The organism is Microbacterium sp. RU1D, from assembly GCF_900156435.1.
Lineage (GTDB): Bacteria > Actinomycetota > Actinomycetes > Actinomycetales > Microbacteriaceae > Microbacterium.
Genome location: NZ_FTPQ01000002.1, coordinates 441,519 through 463,050 on the forward strand (window position 1 = coordinate 441,519; position 21,532 = coordinate 463,050).

General features: G+C 70.9%; 27 protein-coding genes. 4 read left to right on the top strand and 23 right to left on the bottom strand.

What is annotated here, in order from left to right; all coding sequences use genetic code 11:
* Position 1: 1 nt before the first annotated feature.
* The 9 genes from B0B15_RS10835 to rpsB form a co-directional block, all read right to left on the bottom strand.
* The gene (locus B0B15_RS10835; RefSeq protein WP_076675962.1) at positions 2 to 724 is read right to left on the bottom strand and encodes an alpha/beta hydrolase; all 723 of its coding nucleotides are present in this window, start codon (positions 722 to 724) and stop codon (positions 2 to 4) included.
* Entirely contained in the window at positions 724 to 1,011 is a 288-nt protein-coding gene (locus B0B15_RS10840; protein ID WP_076675964.1) for a hypothetical protein, read from the bottom strand. Before B0B15_RS10840 ends, B0B15_RS10835 begins: the two co-directional genes overlap by 1 nt.
* 9 nt (positions 1,012 to 1,020) lie before the next feature.
* On the bottom strand, positions 1,021 to 1,683 hold the full coding sequence (locus tag B0B15_RS10845; RefSeq protein WP_372955768.1) for an aggregation-promoting factor C-terminal-like domain-containing protein: 663 nt from the start codon (positions 1,681 to 1,683) through the stop codon (positions 1,021 to 1,023).
* Positions 1,684 to 1,795: 112 nt separating this feature from the next.
* Positions 1,796 to 2,371 (bottom strand): DivIVA domain-containing protein, encoded by a 576-nt coding sequence (locus tag B0B15_RS10850; protein WP_076675965.1) that lies wholly within the window; start codon positions 2,369 to 2,371, stop codon positions 1,796 to 1,798.
* Positions 2,368 to 3,417: a phosphatidate cytidylyltransferase gene (locus tag B0B15_RS10855; protein ID WP_076675967.1), complete on the bottom strand. Its 1,050-nt coding sequence runs from the start codon at positions 3,415 to 3,417 to the stop codon at positions 2,368 to 2,370. The genes B0B15_RS10850 and B0B15_RS10855 overlap by 4 nt, the downstream gene beginning before the upstream one ends.
* 5 nt (positions 3,418 to 3,422) lie before the next feature.
* Positions 3,423 to 3,977 carry a ribosome recycling factor gene (frr, locus tag B0B15_RS10860; protein ID WP_076675969.1) on the bottom strand — a complete coding sequence of 185 codons (555 nt, stop codon included), beginning with the start codon at positions 3,975 to 3,977 and terminating at the stop codon, positions 3,423 to 3,425.
* A gap of 73 nt (positions 3,978 to 4,050) precedes the next feature.
* On the bottom strand, positions 4,051 to 4,770 hold the full coding sequence (pyrH, locus tag B0B15_RS10865) for a UMP kinase (RefSeq protein WP_076675971.1): 720 nt from the start codon (positions 4,768 to 4,770) through the stop codon (positions 4,051 to 4,053).
* Between the two features lie 144 nt (positions 4,771 to 4,914).
* Entirely contained in the window at positions 4,915 to 5,742 is an 828-nt protein-coding gene (gene tsf, locus B0B15_RS10870) for a translation elongation factor Ts (protein ID WP_076675973.1), read from the bottom strand.
* Between the two features lie 216 nt (positions 5,743 to 5,958).
* Entirely contained in the window at positions 5,959 to 6,843 is an 885-nt protein-coding gene (rpsB, locus tag B0B15_RS10875) for a 30S ribosomal protein S2 (protein WP_076675975.1), read from the bottom strand.
* 314 nt (positions 6,844 to 7,157) lie between these two features.
* On the opposite strand from rpsB, the gene B0B15_RS10880 reads away from it, so the two are divergent.
* A complete protein-coding gene (locus B0B15_RS10880; protein WP_076675977.1) occupies positions 7,158 to 7,763 on the top strand; it encodes a murein hydrolase activator EnvC family protein in 606 nt (201 codons plus the stop codon).
* Positions 7,764 to 8,024: 261 nt separating this feature from the next.
* On the opposite strand, the gene B0B15_RS16020 is transcribed toward B0B15_RS10880, so the two are convergent.
* The 10 genes from B0B15_RS16020 to B0B15_RS10930 all read right to left on the bottom strand — a co-directional run bounded on the left by B0B15_RS16020 (position 8,025) and on the right by B0B15_RS10930 (position 16,221).
* Positions 8,025 to 8,666, bottom strand: a complete 642-nt coding sequence (locus B0B15_RS16020) for a DUF3060 domain-containing protein (RefSeq protein WP_083708984.1) — start codon at positions 8,664 to 8,666, stop codon at positions 8,025 to 8,027.
* Between the two features lie 152 nt (positions 8,667 to 8,818).
* On the bottom strand, positions 8,819 to 9,841 hold the full coding sequence (locus B0B15_RS10890) for a tyrosine recombinase XerC (RefSeq protein WP_076675981.1): 1,023 nt from the start codon (positions 9,839 to 9,841) through the stop codon (positions 8,819 to 8,821).
* Between the two features lie 235 nt (positions 9,842 to 10,076).
* Positions 10,077 to 11,258 carry a DNA-processing protein DprA gene (dprA, locus tag B0B15_RS10895; RefSeq protein WP_256334279.1) on the bottom strand — a complete coding sequence of 394 codons (1,182 nt, stop codon included), beginning with the start codon at positions 11,256 to 11,258 and terminating at the stop codon, positions 10,077 to 10,079.
* Positions 11,255 to 12,778 carry a YifB family Mg chelatase-like AAA ATPase gene (locus tag B0B15_RS10900; protein ID WP_076675985.1) on the bottom strand — a complete coding sequence of 508 codons (1,524 nt, stop codon included), beginning with the start codon at positions 12,776 to 12,778 and terminating at the stop codon, positions 11,255 to 11,257. Before B0B15_RS10900 ends, dprA begins: the two co-directional genes overlap by 4 nt.
* Entirely contained in the window at positions 12,775 to 13,137 is a 363-nt protein-coding gene (locus B0B15_RS10905; RefSeq protein ID WP_076675987.1) for a YraN family protein, read from the bottom strand. Before B0B15_RS10905 ends, B0B15_RS10900 begins: the two co-directional genes overlap by 4 nt.
* Before the next feature lie 93 nt (positions 13,138 to 13,230).
* Positions 13,231 to 13,554, bottom strand: a complete 324-nt coding sequence (locus B0B15_RS10910; protein WP_055836674.1) for a DUF2469 family protein — start codon at positions 13,552 to 13,554, stop codon at positions 13,231 to 13,233.
* A 74-nt stretch (positions 13,555 to 13,628) separates the two neighbouring features.
* Entirely contained in the window at positions 13,629 to 14,282 is a 654-nt protein-coding gene (locus B0B15_RS10915; RefSeq protein WP_076675989.1) for a ribonuclease HII, read from the bottom strand.
* Complete coding sequence (gene lepB / locus B0B15_RS10920) at positions 14,279 to 15,043, bottom strand: signal peptidase I (protein ID WP_076675991.1); 765 nt, start codon at positions 15,041 to 15,043, stop codon at positions 14,279 to 14,281. The genes B0B15_RS10915 and lepB overlap by 4 nt, the downstream gene beginning before the upstream one ends.
* 139 nt (positions 15,044 to 15,182) lie before the next feature.
* Positions 15,183 to 15,530, bottom strand: a complete 348-nt coding sequence (gene rplS / locus B0B15_RS10925) for a 50S ribosomal protein L19 (protein WP_058231655.1) — start codon at positions 15,528 to 15,530, stop codon at positions 15,183 to 15,185.
* 187 nt (positions 15,531 to 15,717) lie between these two features.
* Entirely contained in the window at positions 15,718 to 16,221 is a 504-nt protein-coding gene (locus tag B0B15_RS10930) for an MFS transporter permease (RefSeq protein WP_076675993.1), read from the bottom strand.
* Between the two features lie 111 nt (positions 16,222 to 16,332).
* Here B0B15_RS10930 and map point away from each other — a divergent pair, with 111 nt between their 5' ends.
* A complete protein-coding gene (gene map / locus B0B15_RS10935) occupies positions 16,333 to 17,115 on the top strand; it encodes a type I methionyl aminopeptidase (RefSeq protein WP_076675995.1) in 783 nt (260 codons plus the stop codon).
* Between the two features lie 224 nt (positions 17,116 to 17,339).
* Here the strand turns inward: map and trmD are convergent, their stop codons facing one another.
* From trmD to rpsP, 4 genes are read right to left on the bottom strand one after another with little or no spacing between them, the layout of a single operon-like run.
* On the bottom strand, positions 17,340 to 18,029 hold the full coding sequence (gene trmD / locus B0B15_RS10940) for a tRNA (guanosine(37)-N1)-methyltransferase TrmD (protein WP_076675997.1): 690 nt from the start codon (positions 18,027 to 18,029) through the stop codon (positions 17,340 to 17,342).
* Between the two features lies 1 nt (position 18,030).
* Positions 18,031 to 18,687, bottom strand: a complete 657-nt coding sequence (gene rimM, locus B0B15_RS10945; RefSeq protein ID WP_076675999.1) for a ribosome maturation factor RimM — start codon at positions 18,685 to 18,687, stop codon at positions 18,031 to 18,033.
* Positions 18,687 to 18,917, bottom strand: coding sequence for an RNA-binding protein (locus B0B15_RS10950; RefSeq protein WP_056230892.1), 231 nt, complete (start codon positions 18,915 to 18,917; stop codon positions 18,687 to 18,689). The genes rimM and B0B15_RS10950 overlap by 1 nt, the downstream gene beginning before the upstream one ends.
* A 5-nt stretch (positions 18,918 to 18,922) precedes the next feature.
* Complete coding sequence (gene rpsP / locus B0B15_RS10955; RefSeq protein WP_076676001.1) at positions 18,923 to 19,336, bottom strand: 30S ribosomal protein S16; 414 nt, start codon at positions 19,334 to 19,336, stop codon at positions 18,923 to 18,925.
* A 222-nt stretch (positions 19,337 to 19,558) separates the two neighbouring features.
* On the opposite strand from rpsP, the gene B0B15_RS10960 reads away from it, so the two are divergent.
* Both B0B15_RS10960 and B0B15_RS10965 read left to right on the top strand, forming a co-directional pair.
* The gene (locus B0B15_RS10960) at positions 19,559 to 20,722 is read left to right on the top strand and encodes a glutamate--cysteine ligase (RefSeq protein ID WP_076676003.1); all 1,164 of its coding nucleotides are present in this window, start codon (positions 19,559 to 19,561) and stop codon (positions 20,720 to 20,722) included.
* Positions 20,723 to 20,771: 49 nt separating this feature from the next.
* Positions 20,772 to 21,518: an SGNH/GDSL hydrolase family protein gene (locus tag B0B15_RS10965; RefSeq protein ID WP_076676005.1), complete on the top strand. Its 747-nt coding sequence runs from the start codon at positions 20,772 to 20,774 to the stop codon at positions 21,516 to 21,518.
* The last annotated feature ends 14 nt before the right edge of the window (positions 21,519 to 21,532 follow it).

A 21,532-nucleotide genomic window follows, 5' to 3' on the forward strand; every position in this document is an offset into this window, starting at 1 on the left:
CTCAGCCGGCGACGTCGCCGTCCCACTCCGTCGGAAGCGGAAGGGCGTCGGGAGCGACCGCGGCGACGATCTCGGTCAGCACGCGGCGCGTCTGCGTCTCGCCGACCCACAGGTGCTTCCCGCCCTCGACGGCGATGAGCGTGGCATCCGGAACCGACGCGAAGCGCTCACGGGCCTCGTCGGGGCGGAGGTAGTCGTCGAACTCGGGGACGAGCACGACCATGCGGCGCTCGTCACCGGCCCACGCCGCGACCTCGTCGGCGGTGGCGCGGTGCAGCGGGGGCGAGAGCAGGATGACGCCTTCGATGTCGTGGTCGCGGCCGTACTTCAGTGCCAGCTCGGTCCCGAACGACCAGCCCACCAGCCACGGGCGGGGCAGGCCTCGCTCGCGCACGAAATCCATCGCGGCGGCGACGTCGAAGCACTCGTTCGCACCGCCGTCGAACGCCCCCTCGCTCGTGCCGCGCGAAGACGTCGTCCCGCGCGTGTTGAATCGCAGCACCGCGAGATCGGCCAGGGCGGGCAGCCGGCCCGCGGCTTTCCTCAGGATGTGCGAGTCCATGAACCCGCCCGCCGTCGGCAGGGGGTGCAACGTGACGAGGGTCGCGACCGGGTCGCGATCGGCGGGCAGCGCGAGCTCGCCGACGAGGGTGAGCTCGTCGACCGTGCGCAGCTCGATGTCTTCCCGGCGGGCGGGCAGAAGGACGGGTCCGCGAATCTCCATCAGGCGATCCTCCAACAGTGCGTGTGCCAGTGTCGACGGGCGGCGAGGTCCGCCGCGTCGCCGAGCACCCCGTCGGCGCGCCAGACGACGAGGTGGGGTGTGCCCGCGGCGACGGTGCGTCCGCATCCCGGACAGATGTAATCCTTCACGGCCTGCGGCCCGGACAGGGGTTGCACCGTCCACTCGGAGCCGCGCTTGACCTCGGTGCGCTTCCAGCCTGCGATCAGACGATCGAGCGAATCGTCGCCGCGACCCGGATCGGGGCGGCGCTTACGGGAGCGGGGCATGGATGCCGCTCACCACCAGTGGTTGCTCGTCCAGAACGCGTATGCGCCCGCCCAGCTGCCGTAGCGTCCCGTGGCGTAGCCGGTCGCCCAGCGGAGGTTGTCGACGGGGTCGTAGCCGTTGCCCGGGACCTTGCTGCACGGCAGCGCCTGGACGAGCCCGCACGCCCCCGACGAGCGGTTGGTGGCGTTGGGGTTCCAGCCGCTCTCGCGGCTCACGATGTAGTCGACGTAGCCCATGTCGGCGTCCGAGATGCCGGCGGCCGCCATCCACTCGGCGGGGGCTCCCCCGCCGCTGTAGTACAGCGGTCCCCCGCCGCCGCCGTTGCTGCCGCCGTCGTTCGCGGAGGACCCGGAATCACGCGTCTTGGACGGCGTCGGGGTGGGGGTGGGCTTCGGCTTGACGTAGACGTTGTAGCTCGAGCGCTGAAGGTCGGGAGCCTGCTTCTCGCCCGACGTGGAGACCGCCTGCGTGTCGCCGAGGCCCTCGGCGTACAGCGTCACGGTTCGCGGTTCCTCGGCCTGCGCGGGCGCCAGCGCCGCACCCATCGGCCCGACGTACGCGGCCGCGAACAGGACCGCGGCGCACGCTCCGAAGACGCCGACGACGCCGCGGCGACGCGACCAGCGGGGCGCGGCGCGGCGCGGCAGGACGGGCGGAATCACGTCGACCACCCCGGCGCCTCGACGGGCGACGCGGTTCGATGATCTACGCGAGAGTTCCGAGCCAGAAGTCACAGTGCCGCCGAGTCTACCGACGCCCCGGCGCGGGTGTCATCCTGAACGATCATCCGACGGCGAGCATGACCTCGACGACGGCGTCGAGCACCGCGTCGACCTGCGTCTCGCGATACCCGCCGCGCTGCATGCGAAACGCGACCGCACGCACCTGGTCGGGTGTCACGGGATCGCCCGCGGCGAGGTAGCGCGCGATGCGGTCGGCCACGACATCGACCTCGTCGACGCGATAGCCGTAGTGCAGCAGCGACACGCGCTCGAAGCGCTCCCCGCGGGGCCGACCGAGGCGGTCGAGTACGACCTGCGCGGTGTCGCGGGTCTCGGCCACCCAGGCGCGTGCACCCAGTCGCGACAGCGCGTGCTCCCGCTCCCGTGCGGCGAAGGCGTCTTCGACGCGTCCGAGGGCGGCATCGACGGATGCCACGGCGTAGCCGCCTTTCACCATCGGAAACGACACCGCACGCACCTCCGAGGAGCGGAGGCCGCCGGGATCGTCGGCCTCGAACGCGTCGCGCGCCCGAGCGAGGAAGGCGTCGACGGCCCGCTTCTCGTAGCCCCTGGTGCGCCCCGTCGTCTCGGGGAAGGGCGTCGCGGCCACCTTGTCGTGGATCGGGGTCTCGGTCATGACACTCCCAACGGGGCGAGCAGGTAGAACATCACGAGAGCGGCGGTCGCCGACGGGAGGATCGAGTCGAGGCGGTCGAGCACCCCCCCGTGCCCGGGCAGCCAGGAGCTCATGTCCTTGATGCCGAGGTCGCGCTTGACCATCGACTCGCCCAGGTCGCCCACGGTCGCGGTCGCCAGCACGACGGCGCCGAAGATGAGTCCGGCCCACCAGGGCACCTGCAGCATGAAGACGGCGAGCAGCGCCCCGGCCACCAGGGCCGCCACGCACGCACCGGCGAAGCCCTCCCAGGTCTTCTTGGGACTGATGCGCGGAGCCATCGGATGCCGTCCGCCGCGCCCGAACGTGAGGCCTGAGATGTACGCGCCCGTGTCGGCCGCGACGGCGAGGATCAGGAACGCCAGTACCCACCACTCCCCGCGCGGTTGCGCGAGAAGGATCATCGCCACGCTGGTGAGGAACGGGACGTAGAGCTGCACGAATCCGGCGACGAGCACGTCGCCGATCACGTCGATGCGGGCGCGGCCGTCGGCGGCGAACATCTGCGCCACCAGTCGCCAGACGATGACGACGACGACCGCCACCACCACCGCGATCCAGTGCACCCAGGCACCGAGGAAGAACCCGCTGAGCAGCAGGACGAAGCCCATGACGAGCTGCGGGACGACGTCCACCCGTCGGCCCGCGACCTGCAGTGCCCGGCTGAATTCGACCACGCCCAGCACCATGGCGGCCGCGGCGAAGAGGACGAAGGCCCACTTCACGAAGATGAGCGAGGCGATCACGATCGCGCCGATCGCCACGCCGATCAGCGTGGCGACGATGAGGTCGCGACCCGTGCGCTGCTTGATGCGCTCGTTCGCCTGGTCGAACTCCGCGCGGGCGTGGGCGATGTGCTGCTCGGCATCCGACCGCATGGCGCGCAGCTGCGACTCGATCGCCGTCACTCCCTCACCCGTCGTCGGTGGACGGCGCGTCGAACCCGCCCGACGGGCGTCGAGCGGGTCGACCGGTTCGGCGTCGCCGGTCTCAGGGGCGTCGGGCATACCGGTCAGACCTCGAGGAGCTCGGCCTCTTTGCGCTTCAGCGCCTCGTCGATCAAGTCGACGTGCGTGCGCGTGACGGCGTCGAGCTCCTTCTCGGCCCGGACGAGTTCGTCTTCGCCGACGTCGCTCTTGAGGGCGTCGAGGTCGTCCTTGGCCTTGCGGCGGAGGTTGCGCACCTGCACCTTCGCGTCCTCACCCTTGCCGCGCACGATCTTGACGTACTCCTTGCGGCGGTCCTGAGTGAGCTCCGGCATGGTGACGCGGACGATGGTGCCGTCGTTGGTGGGGTTGACGCCCAGGTTCGGCATGTCGCGGATGGCCTGCTCGATGGCCTTCAACGCGGACTTGTCATAGGGGTTGATGACGAGGGTGCGCGCCTCGGGGTTGTTCAGCGAAGCGAGCTGCGCGAGGGGCGTGGGCGAGCCGTAGTAGTCGACCAGGACCTTCTGGAACATCTGGGGGTTCGCGCGTCCGGTGCGGACGGTCGCGAAGTCCTCCTTCGCGGCCTCCACGGCGCGGTCCATGCGCGCTCCGGCATCGGCGAGGACATCGGCGATCACGGTGACTCCATTCGTTGGAACTGACTTCCCACTCTAGTCGCGCGGGCCCGGCTCCCCGGGCCCGCGCGGCGCGTCACGCGGTGACGAGCGTTCCCATCTCGTCGCCCAGCAGAGCGCGGGTCACGTTGCCTGCCGGCTCCATGCCGAACACGCGCATGTCGATGCCGTTGTCCATGCAGAGGCTGAACGCGGTCGAGTCGACGACCTTCAACCCCTTCTGCAGGGCGTCGCCGTAGGTGAGGTGGTCGAGCTTGGTCGCGGTGGGATCCACCCGCGGGTCGGCCGTGTAGACGCCGTCGACGCCGTTCTTGGCGACGAGCACCTCGGTCGCGCCGATCTCGAGGGCACGCTGGGCGGCCACGGTGTCGGTGGAGAAGTACGGCAGGCCCGCCCCCGCACCGAAGATGACGACGCGACCCTTCTCGAGGTGACGCACGGCCCGTCGCGGGATGTAGGGCTCGGCCACCTGCGTCATCGAGATCGCGGACTGCACGCGCGTGGCGGCACCCGCCTGCTCGAGGAAGTCCTGCAGGGCGAGCGAGTTCATCACGGTGCCGAGCATGCCCATGTAGTCGGCGCGGCCGCGGTCCATCCCGCGCTGGCTGAGTTCCGCGCCGCGGAAGAAGTTGCCGCCGCCGACCACGATCGCGATCTCGACCCGGTCCACCGCCTCGGCGATCTCGCGCGCGATCTGGCTGACGACGTCGGGGTTGACGCCCAACTGGCCTCCGCCGAACGCCTCCCCCGACAGCTTCAGAAGAACTCGGCGGCGCTTGGTGGTCTCATCGATCACGTGTGGTGTCCTCTCGTCTTGAACAAACTATCCCCCCGCCGAGGCGGATCGATACGGCGGAACCGATCGGAGCGCGGGCAGGGAAAAGGCCCGGGATGCCGTGGCATCCCGGGCCTCATGACGGGCCCTGAGCCTGTCGAAGGGTTACGCGCCGACCTTGAAGCGGGCGAAGTCGGTCAGCGTCAGACCGGCGTCGGAGGCGACCTTCGCGACGGACAGCTTGTTGTCCTTCGCGTAGTCCTGGTCGAGCAGGGCGACCTGCTTGAAGAACGCGTTCACGCGACCCTCGACGATCTTCGGCAGGGCGGCCTCGGGCTTGCCCTCGTTGCGGGAGATCTCGGTGACGATCTCCCGCTCCTTCTCGACGTCGGCCTCGGGCACGGCGTCGCGGGTGAGGTACGAGGGGTTGGCGAACGAGATGTGCTGCGCGATGGAGCGAGCGGTCTCGGCGTCGTCACCGGTGTAGGCGAGGACCACGCCGACCTGCGGGGGCAGGTCCTTGCTGGTCTTGTGCAGGTAGACCTCGAACTTGTCGCCCGAGATGGTGCGCACGCGACGCAGTTCGACCTTCTCGCCGATGATCGCGGCCTCGTCGGAGATGAGCTGCTCGACGGTCTTGCCCTCGGCGTCGGCGGCCAGAGCGGCCTCGACCGAGTCGGCGCCGGCGGCGGCGGCCGCGTCGACGACCTTGTCGGCCAGAGCGATGAAGCGCTCGTTCTTCGCGACGAAGTCGGTCTCGCAGGCGAGCTCGAGCAGCGTGACCGAGCCGGCGTTCTCGCGAGCGGCCACGAGGCCCTCGCTCGTCGAACGGTCAGCGCGCTTGGCGTTGCCCTTGGCGCCCTTGAGCCGCAGGATCTCGACGGCCTTCTCGACGTCGCCGTCAGCCTCTTCGAGCGCCTTCTTGGTGTCGACCATGCCGGTGCCGAGCTGCTCGCGCAGCGCCTTGATGTCGGCGATCGTGAAGTTTGCCATGGTGTGGCGGTCTCCTTGTCGTTTGCGTTCTGTATGTGAGCCCGGCGGGGCCGTGCCGCTGCCTCCGAGGAGGGAGCTGTCTCGACCCCACGGTGAAGAGGAGCCCGGCGGGATCGTGTCTCGCGCCGCGGAGCGGACGCGGTCACGACCCCGCCGGATCGTAGCCTGTGCGGGTGGCGCGCCGTTCACGCGAAGGGGAACGGCGAGCCTCGCGGCTTACTTGCTGTCGGTGGCCTCGGCGTCGGTAGCCTCGGTCGCCTCGGCGGCGGGAGCCTCGTCGGTCCCCTCGGCGGCGGGAGCCTCGTCGGTCGACTCGGCGGCCGGAGCCTCGGTCGACTCTGCGGGGGTCTCGAGCAGCTCGCGCTCCCACTCGGCGAGGGGCTCAGCGGCCTCTTCCTCACCGGCGGGCTGGTGACGCTGGATCAGGCCCTCGGCCGCGGCGTCGGCGATGATGCGCGTGAGCAGGCTCACCGAACGGATCGCGTCGTCGTTGCCGGGGATCGGGTACTGGAACTCGTCGGGGTCGGCGTTCGTGTCGAGGATGCCGATCACGGGGATGCCGAGCTTCTTGGCCTCGTCGACCGCGAGGTGCTCGCGCTTGGCGTCGACGACCCAGATGGCCGACGGGGTCTTCTGCAGGTTGCGGATACCGCCGAGCGACTTGTGGAGCTTGTCGAGCTCGCGCTTCTTGAGCAGGAGCTCCTTCTTGGTGAAGCCGCTCTCGGCGGGGTTCTCGTAGTCGAGCTCCTCGAGCTCCTTCATGCGGGCGAGGCGCTTCGACACCGTCTGGAAGTTGGTGAGGAGGCCACCGAGCCAGCGCTGGTTGACGTAGGGCTGGCCCACGCGGGTCGCCTGCTCGGCGAGGACTTCCTGCGCCTGCTTCTTGGTGCCGACGAAGAGGATGGTGCCGCCGTGCGCGACGGTCTCCTTGACGAACTCGTACGCCTTGTCGATGTACCCGAGCGACTGCTGCAGGTCGATGATGTGGATGCCCGAGCGCTCGGTCAGGATGAAGCGCTTCACCTTCGGGTTCCACCGACGGGTCTGGTGTCCGAAGTGGACGCCGCTGTCGAGCAGCTGGCGGATGGTGACGACGGCCATGGTCGTACTCCTGTTTCTGGGCGCTTTCGCACCGTGGTTGTGGTTGTTCGCGTCGGACGGACCGTCCGACGAGCCTGGTGCCCGGCGCACACCCGCCACCCGCCGGAGCGGAGGACCATGGGGTGTGGATGCCGCGCGATGCGCCGATCGGAAGATCGACGCGGTGCGCAATGGGCACGCGGAGTCATCCCGACATGCGGGATGCATCCACCAGCATACAGGACGCCTCCTCCCCACCGGGTGCGCGCAGGTGTCCGTCCCCGACTCGGCTTGCGGAGCCCCCTCGCCCCGGTCCGAGACGCGAGACTGCGAGCATGATCGCGAAGCGCTCAGCCCGTCTCCTCGCAAGGGCCAGCGCCGTCCTGACGCTCTGCGGCCTCCTCGTCGGAGCCGCCGCCCCGCCCGGCGGCACCGTCGGACAACCCCTCGCGCAGAAAGCGGCCTCGCCCGGCAGCACCGTCGGCCTTTTCCTCGCCCGGAAAGCGGTTTCGCCCGGCGGCAGCGTCGGCGACTCCCTCGCCCAGCGCGGGTGGACGTGGCCCACCTCTCCCGTACGCATCCTGCGCGCATACGCGGCGCCCGCGCATCCCTATGGACCGGGTCACCGGGGCATCGACCTCGCGGGCACCGAGGTGCGGGCCCCCGCCGAGGGTGTCGTGGCGTTCGTCGGAACGGTTGCCGGACGCGGGGTGCTCACCATCGACCACGGTGCGGGCCTCGTGAGCTCGTACGAGCCGGTCGTCTCCGATCTGGCGGTGGGCGCGCACGTGGCGCGGGGCGAGCCGCTCGCGACGGTCACCGAGGGCGGCCACACCGCACCGGCATCGGTGCACCTGGGGGTCCGCCTCGACGGCGAGTACATCAATCCCCTCCGGCTGCTCGGAGGCGTGCCCCGGGCCGTCCTTCTCCCCTGCTGCTGAGCTCGCCGCCGCCGATTAGCCCGACTCGAACGTGCGGCGGGAGGTGCGCCAGGGTCGCACCGTGCTGCTGAGCTCGCCGGACCGGACATCCCCGGCTCGAGCCAGGAGGCCGGCCCCCCTCGTGCCGTGCTGCCGAGCTCTCCCGGCCCGGTGGCCCCCGGCTCGACCGCAGGGCTCAGCCGACCTGATCGCCCCGACCGTCGAAGGCCATCGAGCCGCTGCCGCCGACCGCGCGTACGGCGTCGTCCTGACCGCGGGAGGTCAGCCGACCTGGTTGCCCCGACCCTCGACGGTCATCGAGCCGATGCCGCCGACGGCGCGAACGGCGTTGTCCTGACCGCGGACGGTGGCTGCGGCGATCGCACCGGCCGCCTGCACCGTCGTGCGGTCGCCGCTGAGGTCCACGCTGCCGATCCCCGCGGCGGACTCGACCGCCCCGTCGTTGCCCTGCACCACGAGCACCTCGATGCCGCCGGCGACGACACGCGCCCGGTCACCCGAGATACGGAGCGTCCCGACCGTCGCGGTGGAGGCGTCCACGGTGAGCGCCGAGCCCGACACCGTCAGTTCGGCGCAGGTGCCGGTCACGCGGACCGTCTGCTCGGAACCCGAAACGCTTTGGCTCCCCCCGTCTCCGCACGAAAGCGACCCCGGGTCGGCCGCGGGGGTGGACGGGTTCGGGTCGACGGTCACGAGCGGAGCGGGAGTCGCTCCCGTGCCGGGCGTCGGCGATCTCGTGACGACGGACGGCGACGGAACGGATGCCGGAGGCGAGGCGTCGGCTGCGCCGTAACCGGGCGGCAGCCGAGTCTCGACGGGTTGCGGCTGCGGGGCGCAGGCCGTGAAGATCGCGCAGACCAGGAGCGCAGTCGCCGCGGCGGCGGCGAATCGACGGGACGACACGGTCTCACGCTACGGGGTGCAGGCGCGCGCACGCCATTCCGCTCGGGCTCGTATCCGCATCCGGGCCGTTCGCGACCTGCGGAGGTCCGTCGGCACGGCACCGTCGGCGCCTGGCCCCGTCGACGCGTGCGAACCCGACGACGCTCCCGTGCTCAGGCGCGGGGGTGAGCGAGACGATAAGCCTCACGAAGCCTCTCGGCCGAGACGTGGGTGTAGATCTGCGTCGTCCCCAGGCTCGCATGGCCCAGGATCTCCTGCACCGCGCGCAAGTCCGCACCGCCGTCGAGCAGGTGGGTCGCCGCGGAATGCCGTAGGGCGTGGGGGCCGAGCGCCTCCGTTCCGAGACGAGGCCCGACGGTGCGGGACACGAGGGCGTGCACCGCACGCGGTCCGAGCCGAGCCCCCTTGGCACCCAGGAAGAGTGCTCGGTGGTCGTGCTCCCGCTGGGACGGGAGGGCGGCGCCGGCCGCCTCGGCGCCACGACCCGAGGGGCCACCAGCGGGAATGGCCCCTTTCGCGGACACCCCCCCGCCTCGGGACGGACGGGCTCCGCTCGCCTCCGCCCGCGAGCGCAGCACCGGCCGCCCGCGGACGAGGTAGGCCTGCAGGGCACGCTCGGCCGGCAGCCCGAAGGGCACGACCCGCTCTTTGTCGCCCTTTCCGAGGAGGCGCAGAGTGCGTCTTTCGTGGTCGACGTCGTCGAGGTCGAGGCCGCAGGTCTCGGACACGCGGGCGCCGGATCCGTACAGCACCTCGAGGACCGCGTGATCTCGGAGTGCGATCGCGTCGCCCGTCTCGGCCCGCTCGGCCGCCTCGGCCAACACCTCGGCGAGGGCGTCCTGCGTCGCCACCGCGGGCAGCGTGCGGCCCCGTTTCGGGGAGACGAGTCGCTGTGAGGGGTCGAGGCTGACGAGGCCGGCCTCGCCCGCCCACGCGAACAGTCCCCGTACCGTCGAGGTCCGACGAGCAGCGGTTGCCTTGGATCGCCCCGATCGAGCCGCTCGCCACTGCCACTCACGGAGGTCGTCGACATCGACCTCCGTGAGCGGCGGGTCCCCGAGGACGCGCACCAGGTCGTCGAGATCGGAGCGATAGGCGCGTACCGTGGCGGCGGACAGCCGGCGCACCTCGGCCAGGTGGGCCAGGTAGCCCTCGACGGCCTCGGATGTGCGCACGCCCCCACTCTGTCGTTCCTCGTCCCTCTCGCCGCGGGGGCGCGCGGGGAGCCGGTGAGCCGGGCACGCGTCGCCGTCCGGCCAAGCGAAGAGGAACGCGCCACCGGCCGTCACGACGCGACGGTGTCGGGGACGGGGGGTCCGCGACCCTCCTCTTCCCATTCCCCTCTGCGCCCTCCGCCATGATCGGCTGGGCACGACATCGGGGGCCCGGTCGAAACGGACCCTCCAGCCATCACGATGCGCCGCTCCCCCGCACCACCGATCGCCAAGCGCCGTCGTCGTCGCGAACCGCACGCCCCTCCAGCTCCGCGAAGCCGAGCAGCACGGCCGCGTCATCGCGAGCGAGCCCGCTCCGTCGAGCCACGTCGTCGATCGACCTCGCCGAACGCGGGGACAGCGCATCGAAAAGCCTCGTCGTGTCGTCCGTCGCGCCGCCGCCGGTATCGCTCCTCGCGGGAGCGCCCGCCCCGAGCATCTCGAGGACGTCGGCTGCCGACGTCACGCACACGCCGTCGAATTCCCGCAGCACCCGGTGGCACCCGGCCGACGCGGCGCTCGTGATCGGCCCGGGCACGGCCCCGAGTGGTCGTCCGAGCGTCGCGGCATGCCCGGCCGTGTTCAGCGAGCCGCTCCGCCACCCGGCCTCGATCACGACGACGGCGTCGGCCATCGCCGCGATCAGACGGTTGCGACTCAGAAACCGCCACTTGGTCGGCGCCGCTCCGCAGGGGGTCTCGCTCCAGACCGCTCCGGTCGTGGAGATCCGCTCGAGGAGCCCCTCGTGCCCGCGGGGATACGGTCGATCGACACCGCCGGCCAGAAACGCCACCGTGGCGCCACCGGCCGATAGGGCACCACGATGGCAAGCGCCGTCGATCCCGTACGCCGCCCCGGAGACGACCACCACACCGGCTGCCGCCAGATCGGCGGCCAGGTCCGCCGCGACACCCTCCCCGTATGCGGTCGCCGCGCGCGCTCCCACGAGAGCCACGGCAGGAGCGTCCGAGGGTGCTCCCCCTCCCCGTCGCCACATGGCGACCGGCGCGTGCGCCTCCAGATCGTCGAAGCGCACGGGCCAGTCGTCGTCGCCCGGGACGATGAGCTGCGCCCCGCACCGCCGTGCCGCGTCGAGGGCGGCCGCGACCGCGGACGGCTGAAGCCGTGGCATCCATCGTGCTCTCGCCCGATCCAGGGCATCGCCTCGGTCGTCGACCACCACACGAAGAGCCGCAGCGGCACCGACCGCGGCGATCAGAGCCCCGGCCTCGCTGTCACCCGGCTCGACGAGCAGGCTCCAGACGGCCCGCGCGTACACCTCCACCGGATCGAGCAGTTCACCGACGGACCCGATGCCCCGCCGCACGCCGTCGATGGCCCGGCTCGCCACGTCCTCACCGAGGTCGAGCGGCATCATGACGACGACGCCCCTCGCCGCAGGAAGAGCGCCCGACCGACGTCGGATGCCTCCAACCTTTCGTGGCCGGCGATGTCGGCGACCGTCCACGCGACCCTCATCAACCGGTCGTAGCCGCGCAGGGTCAACGCGCCGCGCCGCAGAGCGGTGTCGAGCGGCGCGAGCACCTCCGATCTCGGCGCTGCGGGACCGCGCAGCCACGTGCCGGGTACATCGGCGTTGCGTCTCCAGGGCGTATCGCCCCAACGCCTGGTCGCTCGTGCCCGCGCCTCCGCCACGATCGCGCGCGCCTGGGCTGTCGTCATCGTGGTCGCGTCCTCGCTTCGCGCCGACGAGACGCGCTGCAGCCGCAGGTCGATGTCGATGCGGTCCAGCAGGGGTCCGGATAGGCGCCTCGTGTAACGACGGATCGCTTGCGGAGCGCATTCGCACGAGCCGCCCGGTACCCCGTACTGTCCGCAGGGACACGGGTTGGTCGCCACCACGAGCTGGAAGCGGGCGGGATACGTTGCAGCGACTCCCGAGCGGTGCACCTGAATCACGCCGCTCTCGAGCGGTTGCCGCAGGGCATCGAGCACCGACGCGGGGAACTCTCCCCCTTCGTCGAGGAACAGGACGCCCTCGCTCGCTCGCGCGATCGCGCCGGGGCGGATCACTCCGGAGCCGCCGCCGATGAGTGCTGCCGCCGTCGCGCCGTGGTGAGGGCTCTCGAAGGGAGGCACGCGGGACAACCGCGTCACCGTCTCACCGGAGAGCGAGCGCACCGACGCCACGGAGAGGGCGGCGTCGTCGTCGAGCGGCGGCAGGATGCCGGGCAGCCGCCGCGCGAGCATCGTCTTCCCCGCGCCGGGCGGTCCGCTCATGAGGATGTGGTGTCCGCCCGCCGCCGCCACCACCAGCGCGTCGACGGCCTCGCGCTGACCCACCACGTCGGCCAGCTCGAGAGGCTCGTCGCCGGAGGCGGGCGACTCGGGAGGATCGATGGCGGGCAGGTCGGGCGCGTCGCTCGTGCCCCCGTGCCACCGCACGACGTCGGCAAGGCAGACCGCCGCGAACACCTCCACGCCGTCGACCAGGGCCGCTTCCGCCGCGTTCGCCGTCGGCACGACGACGCGATGGAGCCCCGCGGAACGAGCGGCCACCACCGCGGGCAGTACGCCGGCGACCGGGCGGAGCCGCCCGTCGAGCCCGAGTTCTCCGATGTGCACCGTGTTCGAGACGTGCGGGGCATCCATCCGCACGGACGTGGCGAGGGCCGCCACGGCGATCGCCACGTCGAAGCCCGACCCGCGCTTGGGCAGGCTCGCGGGAGACAGGTTGACGGTGATCCGCCGTTTCGGAAGGTCGAGACCGCGGTTCGCGCAGGCGTTGCGCACCCGCCGCCCGGCCTCTCCCAACGCCTTGTCGGCCAGACCGATGATGGCGAACTCCGGCGTCTGCGACGACACGTCGGCCTCGACCTCGACGAGGTCGCCGCGCAAGCCGGTCAGTGCCACGGCCCAGGTGCGCGCCACGGTCACAGCGCGTCCTCGAGATGCTCCAGGCGAGCCAAGGCGGGGTCGCCGCCGATCAGGCCGATGACATCGACGCGCAGCCGACGTCCGCGAGCGTACTCCGGATGCTGCGCGAGCCACGCCATCGACAGCCGCCAGAGGCGCTCCGCCTTCCGCCGATCCACCGCCTCGAACGGGTGGCCGTAGTCTTCGCTGCGCCGCGTCTTGACCTCGACGACGACGATGGTGCCGTCGCGCGCCGCCACGATGTCGATCTCACCCTGCGGGCACCGCCAGTTGCGCTCGAGGATGCGATAACCGTCGTCGATCAGATACGCGACGGCGCGGTCTTCTCCGGCCCTGCCGAGGTCGTCTTTCGCTGCCATGCCCGAGAGCGTGGCATCCGGGCCACGGACAGCGCGGTGCCGAGACCGTCATCGGTGGACGGATCGCCGTCGGGCGGCGCTGGGGAGGAGGCGTCAGTTGTCGAGCGAGAGCTCGTCCGGCAGCTGGAAGTCGTGACGCGACAGCTCCTCGACGTTGACGTCCTTGAAGGTCAGCACGCGGACGGACTTCACGAAGCGGTCGGCGCGGTAGATGTCCCACACCCACACGTCGGTCATCGAGATCTCGAAGTAGAAGTCGTGCTCGGTGTCGCGGCGCACGACGTTGACGTCGTTCGCGAGGTAGAACCGGCGCTCGGTCTCGATCACGTAGGTGAATTGGCGCACGACATCGCGGTACTCGCGGTACAGGGCCAGTTCGAGTTCGCGGTCGTAATCCTCGAAGACGTCGTCATCCATGGTCCTCCCATCCTAGGCGCGCGGCGCGGCTGCAGCCGCACGGGGGCACCCACCCGGGCGCGTCCAGGCGGGTGTCAGAACAGCGTCGGCGCGGCCGCGATGGCCCAGGAGTGACGATGATGCATGCTCATCCCGTGCGCGGAGATCGCCTCGCGGTGGTCGAGGCTCGCATACCCCTTGTTGCGCGCCCACCCGTAGGCGGGCAGGTCGTCGTGGAGGCCGGTCATGAGCGTGTCGCGCGCGACCTTGGCGATGACGGATGCCGCGGCGGCACTCGCGCAGTCGCGGTCGGCCTTGATGACCGGACGGACGGTCAGCCCGGACTCCCCCGCCGGCGTGATGTAGTCGTGGTTGCCGTCGAGGATCACTAAGGCCTCCTCGGGGACGACGCCGTGCGCGCGCAGGTCGGCGATCGCCCGCACCGCGGCGAGCCCGAGGGCGCGGATGATGCCGATCTCGTCCACTTCGACCGAACTCGCCCACCCGACCGCACTGTGCTGGACGAACGCCGCCGCGCGGGCGGCCACCTCCGGACGCCGCGCCTCGGGCACGAGCTTCGAGTCCCGCAGCCCCGCAGGCACCCGCTTGCGCGATCGGGCCGGGTCGATCACGGCCGCGCCGACGGCCACCGGACCCGCCAACGCCCCGCGACCGACCTCATCGCACGCGATGACGATCGCGTGCTGCTTGAGCAGCCGACGCTCGAGAGTGAGGGTGGGTTCGATCACTGTTCCCCCGGTGCGGGGACCCCCGCGAACACCTCGTGGTGGAAGTCGATGAGTCCGAACCGGTCGAACGGCCATGTGATCACGAAGGCGCGACCGACCACGTTGTCGATCGGCACGAAGCCCTGCCCCGGCTGCGCCTGGTTGAAGCGCGAGTCGCGCGAACTGTTGCGGTTGTCACCGAGCACCCACAGGGAACCGTCCGGCACGGTGACGTCGTACGGCACCGGCTCCGGAGCGGTCGCTCCCGGGGACAGGCGCACGTAGGTCTCGTCGATCGGGACACCGTTCACCGACGTCTGGCCGAGGGCGTTGCAGCACACGACGTGGTCACCGGGCGTACCGATCACCCGCTTGATGAGATGGTCGTCGCTGTCGGGTGCCGACAGACCGAAGAGCGAGAGGACCCAGTCGACGCCCTCGACGAAGGGCGACCGCTCGGGTGCGGGAGCGTTGTCGAGCCACCCACCCGGGTCGCGGAACACCACCACATCGCCCCGCGAGTACTCGCCGAATCTCGGGGTGAGCTCATCGACCAGGATTCGGTCCTTGATCATCAGCGTGTTCTCCATCGACGCCGACGGGATGTAGAACGACCGGACGACGAACGTCTTGACCACAAACGACACCAGCAGCGCGATGACGACGATGACGACGAGGTCGCGCAGGAACGACCCCCAGCCTCGGCGGCGGGATGCCGCGGAACGGGATGCCGTGGAACGGGACGCGCTGGCATCCGGGGTCGAGGCGGTCTGGTCGCTCATGTTTCCTTCACCGGGTTCCCGCACTCCGGAGAACCGCAGCAACAAGGGTCGCACACCCGTGCGCCGCCCCGTGACCGTCTCGCCGCGAAAACGCCGAACGCCCCGAGGTGAAATCCACGGGGCGTTCGAGGGAGGCGACTCAGCGGTCGCGCTTCTCCTTGATCTTGGCCTTCTTGCCGCGCAGGCTGCGCAGGTAGTAGAGCTTGGCGCGACGCACGTCACCGCGCGTGACGACCTCGATGTGGTCGATCACGGGGCTGTGGACGGGGAAGGTGCGCTCCACGCCGACCTGGAAGCTGACCTTGCGGACGCAGAAGGTCTCGCGCACGCCGTCGCCCGAGCGGCCGATGACGACGCCCTGGAACACCTGGATGCGCGAGCGGTTGCCTTCGGTGATGTTGACGTGCACCTTGACGGTGTCGCCGGGGGCGAAGGCGGGGATGTCGGAGCGCAGCGAGGCCGCGTCGACGGAGTCGAGGATCTGCATGATCATCACTTCCTGCGACCGCCACAGGTCGATCGCACGATAAAAGGGGAAAAAGGTGGGGCGTGCCCGAGCCGCGGATGCGGCGGACTCCCCTGAGGCAGAGCCGGTCAGGGCACGAGGGTCTATTCTGCCACGTCCGCGCCGACCGGCCAAAACGTCCGTCCGCGCGACGACGGCGGTGACGTGCTCACTCCTGCCGGGGTGACTCCGCCACGACGATGACGTCGCCGTCGACCCGCTGCTGCGAACGCTGTTGTGCCCGCTCGCGCGGCGCGGGGATGTAGGCCGTGCCGTCGGCGGCGTGCATCACCGTCACCGTTCCGCGCGCCTCGTTCCACACCTGCGCGAGCGACGACCAGAAGAGCACGAGCGCTCCGACGACCGAGAGCACGAGCAGCGGGAAGAACACGCGCGAGTCGAACAGACCGAGAGCGATGATCACGAGGTGCCAGAGCCCGATGCCGACCGCGTCGCGCCACGACACCGCCCGGGACTCGCGGACGCTCCCCCGCGCACGGACGAGGAGCGACAGCAGCACCTGCGAGACGAACACCGCAGGCACGGCGACGAACAGCCACAGGAGAGCCCACCCGCTGCCGCCGGAGAACACGATCCATCCGACGAAGAGCCAGAGCGGCAACACGAAAGCGGCCGGAAGCAGCCAGCGGTAGAACAGTCGGCGCAGCACCATGACCCGATGCTAGGGCGCGACCATGTGCGGCGCCTTTGAGAAACCCATGGCCCGAGCGCATCACGGCTGCATCCATCGGTGAGAATGGAGGTTCGACGAAAGGGAACCACCATGATCGAACTGCGTACGCCGGCCGAGATCGACGCGATGCGCCCCGCGGGCCGCTTCGTCGCGGAGGTGCTCGCCACGTTGCGCGACGAGACCAAGGTGGGCACCAACCTCCTGCACCTGGACCGTCGCGCACACGACATGATCCGGAAAGCCGGCGCCGAGTCGTGCTACATCGACTACCACCCGTCGTTCGGCGCGAGCCCGTTCGGCAAGGTGCTGTGCACCTCCATCAACGACGCCGTCCTGCACGGCCTCCCCCACGACTACGTCCTGCGCGACGGCGACCTCGTCTCTCTCGATTTCGCCGCCTCCGTCGACGGCTGGGTCGCCGATTCCGCCGTCTCCTTCGTCGTCGGCACGCCCCGCGACGAAGACCTCGCCCTGATCGACACCACGCAGCGCGCTCTCGCCGCCGCGATCGACGCCGCCACCGTGGGCCACAAGATCGGCGACATCTCCGCCGCCGTCGCCGCCGTCGCGCGCGCCGAGGGCCTCAGCATCAACACCGACTTCGGCGGCCACGGCGTGGGGCGCACCATGCACGGCGACCCGCACGTCGCCAACGACGGAAAGGCGGGGCGCGGCTATCCGCTCCGCGCCGGACTGGTCGTCGCGCTCGAGCCGTGGTTCCTGCAGACCACCGACGAGCTCGTCACCGACCCCGACGGCTGGACGCTGCGCAGCGCCGACGGCTCACGCGGAGCGCACTCCGAGCACACGGTCGCCATCACCGCCGACGGCCCGATCGTGCTCACCGACCGCTCGTTCCTCGGAGTCGACTGACACCCGCCTCCGGACGCCGCGGCCTGCGGGTCGCGGCATCCGCCATCCGCGTCGCCAACCGGATGCCGTGACGACGAAGGCGCATCGTCCTTCCTCGCGGCACGGGAGCAGGATGCCGTGACGACGAGCGCGTGATCGTCTCCCGTGCAGCGCCGGAACAGGATGCCGTGAAGATGACGTCGGCGCGACCGAACCGCCCGCGTCGGCGCGAGGGCGGCCGGCACTCAGTCGGAGAGGAGATCGGGGCGACGCGTCCGCGTGCGCTCGAGCTGCTGCTCCCGCCGCCACCGGGCGACGGCGCCGTGGTTGCCACTCAACAGCACCGGGGGCACCTCGCGGTCGCGCCACCTCGCGGGCTTGGTGAACGACGGGTATTCGAGCAGCCCGTCCTCGTGCGATTCTTCGACCAGGCTCTCGGGGTTGCCGACGACGCCCGGGACGAGCCGCCCGATCGCCTCGACCATCGCCATGACGGCGACCTCGCCGCCGTTGAGCACGTAGTCGCCGAGGGAGAGCAGGCGCACGTCGCCGAGTTCGGCGGCGTAGTCGAACACGCGCTCGTCGATGCCTTCGTACCGACCGCAGCCGAACACCAGATGCGGCGCTGTCGACAGCTCGCGGGCGATCGACTGGGTGAAACGCTCCCCCGCGGGAGACGGGAAGACGATGACGGGACGCTGGTCGGCCGCGCCGACCACCGCGTCGAGGGCCTCGCCCCAGGGCTCCGGCTTCATCACCATTCCCGCACCGCCGCCGTAGGGCGTGTCGTCGACCGTCCGGTGCCGATCGTGCGTGAAGTCGCGGAGGTCGTGCACGTGCACGTCGAGCAGACCGCTCTGCCGGGCTTTGCCGAGGAGGGAGACCTCGAGCGCGTCGAAGATCGTCGGGAAGATCGACACGACGTCGATGCGCACGTCAGTCCTCGGGGTCGGCGGGGGCGTCGTCGGCGGGAGCGCCGTCCGCGCGAGAATCGTCCGCGGGAGCCGGCTCGTCGTCGGCCTCGGGCGGGAGGTCTTCGAACAGACCCGCCGGGGGCGTGACGACGACGCGACCGCCCGCAATGTCGACCTCGGGCACGATCGCGCTCACGAAGGGGACGAGCACCTCGCGGTCGTCGCCGATCTGCTTCACGATGAGCAGATCCTGCGCGGGGAAGTGGTCGACGCGTGCGACGCGGCCGATCACCGCGCCGTCGCGGACGACGTCGAGGCCGACGAGCTGGTGGTCGTACCACGCATCGTCTTCGGCGGGGGCTTCCGCCGTGTCCTGGTCGATCCAGAGGATCGCCTTGACGAGCTCCTCCGCCGCCGTACGGTCGTCCACGCCCTCGAAGAAGGCCACGGGGTGGGAGTTCATCCAGCGGAACTCACGGACCGTCAGCTCGCGGCCGTGCCACGGCGAGGACTCCGGAACCTGCAGGGTGAACGTGCTCCCCGGCGCGAAGCGCCCATCGGGATCGTCGGTGTACAGCTCGAGCTTGAAGGCGCCCTTGAGGCCGTGGGCCTTCACGAGGCGTCCGACGCGGAGCTGGGTCTTGGCGGGCTGAGCGCCCGCGGTGTCGCCGTTCGCCATCAGTCGTCGGCGACGTCGACGCGCACGCGGCGGCCGTCGGCGAGAGCCGACACGACCGTGCGCAGTGCCTTGGCGGTGCGTCCGCCGCGCCCGATCACGCGACCCCGGTCATCGGGGTGCACGCGAACCTCCAGCACGTCGCCACGCGGCGACGAGCTGGAACGGATGGTCACGGCATCCGGGTGATCGACGATCCCCTTGACGACGTGTTCGAGCGCGGCAGACAGCACGGGGATTACTCGGCCGAGGTCTCGGCGGCGTCCTCAGCGGGCGCCTCGGCGGGAGCGTCGGCCTTCTTCTCGGCCTTGGGCTTGATGACCGACTTCTTCGACGAGTCGGCCTCGAACGCGGCCTTCTCCTCGCGGACCTTGACGGTGGACTTCGCGTCCTTGTCGCCCTTGAACTTGCCCCAGTCGCCCGTGAGCTTGAGGATGGCGGCGACCTGCTCGGTGGGCTGAGCGCCGACCGACAGCCAGTACTGCGCGCGGTCCGAGTCGACCTCGATGAACGAGGGCTCCTCGGTCGGGTGGTACTTGCCGATCTCCTCGATGACACGACCGTCGCGCTTGGTGCGCGAGTCGGCGACGACGATGCGGTAGTAGGGCGCGCGGATCTTTCCGAGGCGCTTGAGACGGATCTTGACAGCCACGATGACTCCAAATGATGAAAACGAACGAACCGAACGCCTGGAGAGTGGGGTGCACACCCGGCGGAAGCTCAAAAGGGTGGACCGACACTGGATAGAGGGTCGAGTGGCGGGTCCAGCCCTCTATTCTGCCAGATGCGCAGAGCTCGCGGTGACAGGTGACACGCCGCGACACGGAGGGTAGCGGACGATCCGCGTGCCCGACCCCCGTGTCAGACTGACCGCATGAGGCTCCCGTTCGCTGCATCGACGCGTTCGTCCGTGGGACTGGAGTGGGAGCTCATGCTCGCCGACCGCGAGACGGGGGACCTGGTCCCCCGTGCGCCCGAGGTGCTGGAGAAGCTCGAGAGCAAGTCGGCGCTCGAGCGCTTCACGGTCACCGGCGAACTGCTCACCAACACCGTCGAGGTGACGAGCGGGGTGGGCCACACGGTCGCGGAAGCCGTCGACGACATAGGCGACGCGATCTGCGCGCTGCGGGAGGAGACCGAGCCCCGCGGCGTCGAGCTGCTGTGCGCCGGCAGCCATCCGTTCGCGCAGTGGTACGACCAGCAGGTCACCGACAAGACGCGGTACCACACCCTCATCGAGCGCACCCAGTGGTGGGGGCGCAACATGATGATCTGGGGCATCCACGTGCACATCGGCGTGGACGACGTCGAAAAGGTCATCCCGATCGTCAACGCCCTGACCGTCTACCTCCCCCACCTGCAGGCCCTGTCGGCCTCCAGTCCCTTCTGGGCGGGCGAACGCACCGGCTACGCGTCCAACCGCGCGCTGGTCTTCCAGCAGCTCCCGACGGCGGGACTCCCGTGGCAGCTGCAGACCTGGGACGACTTCGAGGGCTACCTCGACGACATGGTGCGCACCGGGGTGATGGCGGATGCCAGCGAGGTGCGCTGGGACATCCGTCCGGCGCCCAAGTGGGGCACGGTCGAGATCCGCGCGTGCGACGGGATGTCGACGCTCCCGGAGCTCGCGGCCGTCGCGGCGCTCGCGCAGACCCTGGTCGAGCACTTCTCGCGCCTGCTCGACGAGGGGCGCGAGCTGCCCGGCATCCCGCCCTGGTACGCGCGGGAGAACAAGTGGCGCGCCGCCCGCTACGGGCTCGACGCGCGGGTGATCGTGGACCGCGAGGGCACGCAACGTCCGGTGGTGGAGCACCTGCGCGAGACCATGGAGGAGCTCGCCGAGGTCGCGGTGGAGCTCAAGTGCGCCCGCGAGTTCGCCAGCCTCGAGACCATCCTCGCCACCGGCGGCAGCTCCGCGCGGCAGATCGCGGTCGCCGACGCCGCCGACGGCGATCTGCGCGAGGTCGTGCAGCACCTGATCCGCGAGTTCCGCGGCGGCCCCACGTTGCGCGAGCACCTCGCCGCTCTGCGCGTCTGAGGCCCGATCTCCGCGCTCACTCATAGGAGCGCGCTCCTAGGATCGCGGCATGGATTCCGCACGCCGCGCTCGGGCGATCTCGCTGGCGGCCGTGTGCGCGGCGGCCGCGATGCTCGCCGGCTGCGCGGCGGAACCCGTCGACGCGGCCCCGACTCCGTCGCTGCGCGCCGCGCAGCTGGCCACGCCGGCCGCGACCGCGACGACGACGGCATCCCCCTCGCCGTCGGCGACGCACCCCCCGATCCGGACGGTCGCACTGGGCGATTCGCTCATGTCGGGTTTCGGCCTCGAGCGCGCCGAGGCCTGGCCGGTCCTGCTGTCCGCGCACGGGGGCGTCACCGTGACCAACCTGGCGTGCGCCGGCATGGGCTTCGTCGTGCAGGGCGACTGCGGCACGACCTATGCCGGCCTCGTGCCGGCGGTCGCCGCGCTGCAACCCCAGCTGCTCATCGTGGAGTCCTCCAGCAACGACTTCTGGGAGGATGCCGACGAGATCCGCGCCGACACCGCCGACACCGTCACCGAGCTGCACGACGCCGCGCCCGACGCCCGGATCGTCGGGCTCAGCACGATCTGGAACGACGAGGATGACGTGCCCGACGACACGGCCGTCACCTCCGAGGCCCTGCGCGACGCCGTCGACGCCGTGGGCGGGGCCTTCCTCGACGTCGGCCAGCCGCTGCGCGGCCACCCCGAGTGGATGCAGGAGGACGACGTGCACCCCACGCCCCGCGGACAGCGGGCGATCGAACAGACCGTCATGTCGGCCCTGCAGGATGCCGGCATCCTTCCCTAGGGCGCCGGACGGCG

What these genes read in the sequence shown, in the direction of transcription:
- B0B15_RS10840 (WP_076675964.1), bottom strand. Translation starts at nt 1,011, where the DNA reads ATGCCCCGCTCCCGTAAGCGCCGCCCCGATCCGGGTCGCGGCGACGAT.
- B0B15_RS10850 (WP_076675965.1), bottom strand. Translation starts at nt 2,371, where the DNA reads ATGACCGAGACCCCGATCCACGACAAGGTGGCCGCGACGCCCTTCCCC.
- lepB (WP_076675991.1), bottom strand. Translation starts at nt 15,043, where the DNA reads ATGAGCGACCAGACCGCCTCGACCCCGGATGCCAGCGCGTCCCGTTCC.
- tsf (WP_076675973.1), bottom strand. Translation starts at nt 5,742, where the DNA reads ATGGCAAACTTCACGATCGCCGACATCAAGGCGCTGCGCGAGCAGCTC.
- B0B15_RS10855 (WP_076675967.1), bottom strand. Translation starts at nt 3,417, where the DNA reads ATGCCCGACGCCCCTGAGACCGGCGACGCCGAACCGGTCGACCCGCTC.
- B0B15_RS10905 (WP_076675987.1), bottom strand. Translation starts at nt 13,137, where the DNA reads ATGGCAGCGAAAGACGACCTCGGCAGGGCCGGAGAAGACCGCGCCGTC.
- rplS (WP_058231655.1), bottom strand. Translation starts at nt 15,530, where the DNA reads ATGCAGATCCTCGACTCCGTCGACGCGGCCTCGCTGCGCTCCGACATC.
- rimM (WP_076675999.1), bottom strand. Translation starts at nt 18,687, where the DNA reads ATGGCGAACGGCGACACCGCGGGCGCTCAGCCCGCCAAGACCCAGCTC.
- rpsB (WP_076675975.1), bottom strand. Translation starts at nt 6,843, where the DNA reads ATGGCCGTCGTCACCATCCGCCAGCTGCTCGACAGCGGCGTCCACTTC.
- dprA (WP_256334279.1), bottom strand. Translation starts at nt 11,258, where the DNA reads ATGATGCCGCTCGACCTCGGTGAGGACGTGGCGAGCCGGGCCATCGAC.
- B0B15_RS10835 (WP_076675962.1), bottom strand. Translation starts at nt 724, where the DNA reads ATGGAGATTCGCGGACCCGTCCTTCTGCCCGCCCGCCGGGAAGACATC.
- B0B15_RS10910 (WP_055836674.1), bottom strand. Translation starts at nt 13,554, where the DNA reads ATGGATGACGACGTCTTCGAGGATTACGACCGCGAACTCGAACTGGCC.
- map (WP_076675995.1), top strand. Translation starts at nt 16,333, where the DNA reads ATGATCGAACTGCGTACGCCGGCCGAGATCGACGCGATGCGCCCCGCG.
- B0B15_RS10880 (WP_076675977.1), top strand. Translation starts at nt 7,158, where the DNA reads ATGATCGCGAAGCGCTCAGCCCGTCTCCTCGCAAGGGCCAGCGCCGTC.
- B0B15_RS10930 (WP_076675993.1), bottom strand. Translation starts at nt 16,221, where the DNA reads ATGGTGCTGCGCCGACTGTTCTACCGCTGGCTGCTTCCGGCCGCTTTC.
- B0B15_RS10965 (WP_076676005.1), top strand. Translation starts at nt 20,772, where the DNA reads ATGGATTCCGCACGCCGCGCTCGGGCGATCTCGCTGGCGGCCGTGTGC.
- B0B15_RS10960 (WP_076676003.1), top strand. Translation starts at nt 19,559, where the DNA reads ATGAGGCTCCCGTTCGCTGCATCGACGCGTTCGTCCGTGGGACTGGAG.